At 45.9% G+C, this 5,324-nt stretch carries 4 protein-coding genes; 1 reads left to right on the forward strand and 3 read right to left on the reverse strand.

Annotated features, from left to right (window positions below; genetic code table 11):
* Nucleotides 1–459: 459 nt before the first annotated feature.
* The gene (locus tag F6K37_RS31285) at nucleotides 460–3,591 is read right to left on the reverse strand and encodes a phospholipid carrier-dependent glycosyltransferase (protein ID WP_287254434.1); all 3,132 of its coding nucleotides are present in this window, start codon (nucleotides 3,589–3,591) and stop codon (nucleotides 460–462) included.
* 146 nt (nucleotides 3,592–3,737) lie between these two features.
* On the opposite strand from F6K37_RS31285, the gene F6K37_RS31290 reads away from it, so the two are divergent.
* On the forward strand, nucleotides 3,738–3,902 hold the full coding sequence (locus tag F6K37_RS31290; RefSeq protein WP_287254435.1) for a hypothetical protein: 165 nt from the start codon (nucleotides 3,738–3,740) through the stop codon (nucleotides 3,900–3,902).
* A gap of 167 nt (nucleotides 3,903–4,069) precedes the next feature.
* Here F6K37_RS31290 and F6K37_RS31295 read toward each other — a convergent pair whose 3' ends face one another.
* Both F6K37_RS31295 and F6K37_RS31300 read right to left on the reverse strand, forming a co-directional pair.
* Nucleotides 4,070–4,216: a hypothetical protein gene (locus tag F6K37_RS31295; RefSeq protein ID WP_287254436.1), complete on the reverse strand. Its 147-nt coding sequence runs from the start codon at nucleotides 4,214–4,216 to the stop codon at nucleotides 4,070–4,072.
* Nucleotides 4,217–4,605: 389 nt separating this feature from the next.
* Nucleotides 4,606–5,043, reverse strand: coding sequence for a GNAT family N-acetyltransferase (locus F6K37_RS31300; RefSeq protein WP_287254438.1), 438 nt, complete (start codon nucleotides 5,041–5,043; stop codon nucleotides 4,606–4,608).
* Nucleotides 5,044–5,324: the final 281 nt, after the last annotated feature.

Consider the following 5,324-nt stretch of genomic DNA (forward strand, 5'->3'; position numbering starts at 1 on the left):
GTCAGAAGTCAAACTCTTGCGCTTCTTGATGCAGTCGCTCATGGGGGAAACCCCCAAGACCGCGCTGCATCGCTTACAAAGGGTGTGAGACTTTTGTCATGTCCTAACTGCCCTGGCGACTGCTATATTAAGTAATCGGTATCGGTAAATTGGTATGAGTAAACGCAAAGACCCAAAGAAGACGAAGACTAAATTTTTTAGTATTATTGACACATTGATTCACAATTTATTCACAATGAAAGAAAATTAGCCGTAAGCATATGCGCTACGCGCACGCTGCTTGAGGTGCCGTCAGCGGTCAGCCGTGAGCTAAAGGCTCACGCTACTTGAGGTGCTTATTTTATTCAAAAGCAGCGATTGCGCTACTTGAGGTGCTGCGCGAACAGTAGCTTGGCCACAGGCCCAAAGCTGATACGCGACACGCTGATACGCGACACGCTGATAGCTGATAGCTTACAATTAGCGATCGCTTTCAAGATCTAATCCCTGAATAACACTCCAAGCTTTGAACACATTACCTTGCATCAAGGCAGCTATACCAGATAGGGCTTGTAGTTCGGGAATAGTCCGGTTGATTTTAAGGGCAGGTTTCAGGGCTTTTTCCCCATCTTTTCCATCCCAATCATAGAGATAGACGAAGGCAAGATAAGCGTGAGCATAGGGATTTTGGGGGTCAAGTTGGGTGACTCGCTTTAATGCTGCGATCGCACCTTCTACATCTTGCTGCAATACCCTACTCAAGGCCAGAGCATAGGCCAAGTCTAGGTTATTCGGTTCCGATTCCAGCCGATAGCTTAAGGCTAAATCTGCTTGTTCTAAGTAGTCCTGAATCGGATCGTACTGGTTAATGCGGGCAGTTTCTTCAAAAACTGGTTCTAGGCCATTGAGTCCTTTAGGTAAATTAGTGGATAATATCCGCATTTGGGTGATTAAATCTAGTTCTGGTGCAGGTATGGGGCTAGCTGCGGGATCGATGGTCAAGGTAACTGTTGGTACTTGTATCGGATAGGTTTCGCCAGTTTGTCGATTCAGGTAAGTTGCTTTCAGGGTGTAGCTTCCAGCTGGGATATCTGCTGGGGGAAACATCGCCATCCGTTCAATGACTTGAAATTGAGAATTGGCAGGTGGTAATTGGGAAGAGTGTAGTTCTCCCATGGCAATACCATGGTCGTGTAACCATCGGTGAGTTGTTCGCCTTTGGCGTTCCCGAAAGGTAGGTTGAAGGTTGTTTGGTTGAAGGTTAGTTTGGGTGGAAGGTTGAAGGTTAGTATCGGTTGAAGGTTGAAGGTTAGTTTGGGTGGAAGGTTGAAGGTTAGTATCGGTTGAAGGTTGAAGGTTGTTTGGTTGAAGGTTAGTATCGGTTGAAGGTTGAAGGTTAGTATCAGTTGAAGGTTGAAGGTTGTTAGGTTCCAGGTTAGTATCGGTTGAACCTTGGCCAAAAGGCCACGCTACGCGAACAACCTTCAACTTGTTAACCTTGGCCAAAAGGCCACGCTTCGCGAACAACTGGCCCACCTTGGCCAAAAGGCCACGCTTCGCGAACAACTGGCCAACCTTGGCCAAAAGGCCACGCTTCGCGAACAACTGGCCAACCTTGGCCAAAAGGCCACGCTTCGCGAACAACGGGTCAACCTTGGCCAAAAGGCCACGCTTCGCGAACAACTTACCAACCTTCAACTTGTTAACCTTGGCCAAAAGGCCACGCTTCGCGAACAACTTACCAACCTTCAAATCTACCGGTTGCCAGGTTAGGATAACGATGCCAGATTTTAATTGCTCCCAAGAACCAGTCCACTGATAAGTTACTGGTACAGGTACTCCAGCAGGAGATGTTTCTGGTATGGTGACTTGCTCTAATTTAACTCTGGGACTTGAAGTGAGAGTAGTGCTCAGTGAACCATTGCCATTGAAACTAGTGGGTTTTATGGATGATTGGTCACCCGCAGGTTTTATCGATAATGGTTTTACGGCTATTGGTGGCTGCCGCTTGTGATACAGTTTCAGTTGGCTAGTATCGGGTAACTCCCAAGTCTGGTGTAGCTCAAACTCTGACCCTTGCTCAACTGCCTGAACTATAGCTGCTTGGGATTCTGGGATTGACCCTTGGGCACCAGTTTTAGTGAGGAACCAAGAAAGCGATCGCATATCCTGTTTCACTTGTTTAGCTTGGGTTCCCACTTGACGCCCGTATACTTGGAAATTGGCTAATGCACCATAGTAATTGAAGTTGTGTTGGTTAATGTCTGGGGTTGACGGTAATACTCCTAAGTTAGAGCGCAAGTAAGGTTGAGTCTTAATGATTTCAGCAATTACCTTCGGATGAGGCCATGGCTGTCCTAAGTAGGGCAAATGTTGTACACGGGGACTCAGTAATTGAGTCAATCCTCTACCTCCTAATGGAAATAGATTCAACATCATCAGTACAGTTGCTAGCCCTACCGTGCTCCAACGCATCGGTTTACCCCAACGATTAGTCCAGCAGGTTAAGCCATAAGCCAGAAACACTGATAGCACTGGAACTAATGGCAAAATATAGCGAGCATCTTTATTAATATTCAATGAACACAATAGATAACCACCCACTATGAAGACCCCTAGCCAGGTTAGTGACCAGATGGGGGGATGGGGGGATGGCAGATTGTTCGGTTTTGCGATCGCGGATTGCTTGAGCCCATACTTGAGCCCATAAATTAATAGTCCTACTATCGGTATTAACAACAGCGGCCAAGAGATCAGGTAAGGTAAGATTTTCCAGTAGTAAACCCAAGCATCAAGGGTATTGAGGGCTGGGTCTCCTTCTGCGATCGCGGAATCTATGGTTGCTCGCTTCCCAGAGGTCAATATCAACAACCAATTAATCCGGTACCATGGACCAAATAGCAAAACTGATACCAGCAAACCGCCGATTAACTGAGCTAACCTTTGCCATTGCCTCTGCCACAGAACCCTCACCCCAGCCCAAGCGATTGGCACGAATAGAAAAAATAAGGCGGTTTGCTTAACTAGCAAGGCTAATCCTAAACAAAGCCCAAACCCCAACCCCCACAACCATCCTTGTCTTACTGTGGTTCGGGATAAGGGTGTCTTGGCCCTTCCCAAACTCCACCACACTGTCAGAGACCAAAAACACAAACTGACTACTGTGGTTAATGGATAATCCAGCAAAAATTCTAAACGGTAGCGATATAGTCCTGGTAACAACACGACTAAACCAGCAGCCCATAACCCTACCCGGCGGTTAAATAACACCAGCCCTAATCCATAAACTGAAGCAATTAACACTCCACTGCATAAAACTAGCGCTATCGTAGCTAGCTCTGGTCCGGTTCCAAACATTTGCTGAACCATTGCGGCAATAATATAAGTCAATGGCGGGACTTTTGAAGAAATTGCCCAAAAACTGCTCCACCACTCCCCAGAGAACCACTGAGGATGCTGCAACGCCTGCCAGTAATTCAACGAACCAGTCAAATAATCGGCCTGGTCCCAAGCTGGGACAGAGTGATCTAGGGCAAACCAAATGCGATCGCAAAATCCACTCCCTAGCCAAATTAGTCCTAAAATGAGTGGATCTCTAAAGCGTCTTTTCATAGTGGTGATTGCTAAGTGCTCAGATGAATTAGCTACAACAATCTTATCTGTAGTGATTGAGTAAATAGATATTGAACGGGCAATCTTGAGAAAGGGTTTATTTTAAGAAAACCCAGATGTTCATACCTATGTAGAGCAGGAAGAAAATGGCTAAGACTTCCGATGCCATTAAAATTCTTAACAATAAGATTCGTACCGACCCCGAGATGGAGGCAATGGTAGCAGAAGCCTCTATCAATGCAGAGGTAGCACAGTTGATTTTTGACATCCTCCCACCGCTAAATCCAGCGATTATAGCGGGGGATTCCTAAACCTCACGATTTAGGTTTTCTGTTTCATAGCAACAGCCTCCACCCTCAGGTGCGACCCGTGGCGAATTTAATTCGCCTACGGAAAGCGCACCTCAAGGGGTTTTATGGTCTTACGTTCGCTCCACAGACTATCCCCGCAAGCCCTGCGGTTCTCATGTGTCGAGTTTTTACAAAGTATTGATGTACTTTTGATTCAAGGGTTGGACTTCCATTGCCCCATCCTCTTTTCCCGGTCTACCGATTTTGCTGCGCCGCCAGGTTACTGGACTTCGCTCGTGTAGGCTGTCTGTTCGCGAAGCGTGACCTTTGGTCAATCCATCGTCTCGGGTGGGTCATTGACCATCTTTATTCTAACCGGTTTCATTAACATCGTCAACGGACGCAATTCCTGAGGGGCTGTGTGCGGAACCTGCGTCTGCACTTTATAAGCCCCGTCTCCCACTAACCCTGCGGGTATAACGGGAGTCTCCTTGCTCTTAAGGATGAAGGACACTCCCTTTCGATGTTGCCAAAAATCGCTCGCGCTCTCAATCACCGGGTAGCGATCGCGTTTATCCCTACCGCAAATCTGATTCCATAGACCATTTGCAAATATAGCAATTCTCAATTCGATGACGTAATTTCGTGTAGGGTTTTAGGCAGTAGAGACTAGGCAGTAGCGATGCATCACGATTACCTATTTATTGTCACCTTTTTAGCTAAATTATATTAACTGCTTCACCATCTTCACATGAACAATACCAGCCTCCTCAAAGGAGTCTCCCACTACTTCAAAACCTAACTTTTCATAAAGCCCTTTCACATACTCTTGAGCATGAACTACCACTACCTTAATTCCAGCTTGGTCAGCTAACTCTAATGCTTTAATCATCAACTGTTTCCCAATGCCCTTACCTCTAGCATCAGACAAGACAGCTAACCGTTCTATTTTTGCCGTTTTATCATCTAGATATCTTACCCTAGTTGTGCCTACTGGCTGATTATTCCAATAGGCTAATAAATGCTTCGCTATTTCATCCTTACCATCAAACTCTAAATCCGCTGCTACCCCTTGTTCAATCTGAAAAACCTGCACCCTGATTAACGTAATTTCTGATAATCGTTCAGTATATCCAACAACTTTAATAGTCAACTCATCCATTTACTTATTCCAATTATGTAAGCATATGCGCTACGCGCAGGCTACGCCAACAGCAGTCAGCCGTCAGCCGTCAGCTTAAAAGAAACCTCAGCACTTCAAGTAGCGTACCCATAGCCCATAAGCTGATAGCTGAATGCTTACCCAATTATTAACTACTTAAATTATAATATAGTGGTTTCTATCTTAATGAGGTACACAGGATTTTTTCTTTCTTCCCTGTTCCCTGTTCCCTGTTCCCTGTTCCCTGTTCCCTGTTCCCTGTTCCCTGTTCCCTGTTCCCT

Source organism: Moorena sp. SIO4E2, assembly GCF_010671945.1.
In the GTDB taxonomy this organism is placed as follows: domain Bacteria; phylum Cyanobacteriota; class Cyanobacteriia; order Cyanobacteriales; family Coleofasciculaceae; genus Moorena; species Moorena producens.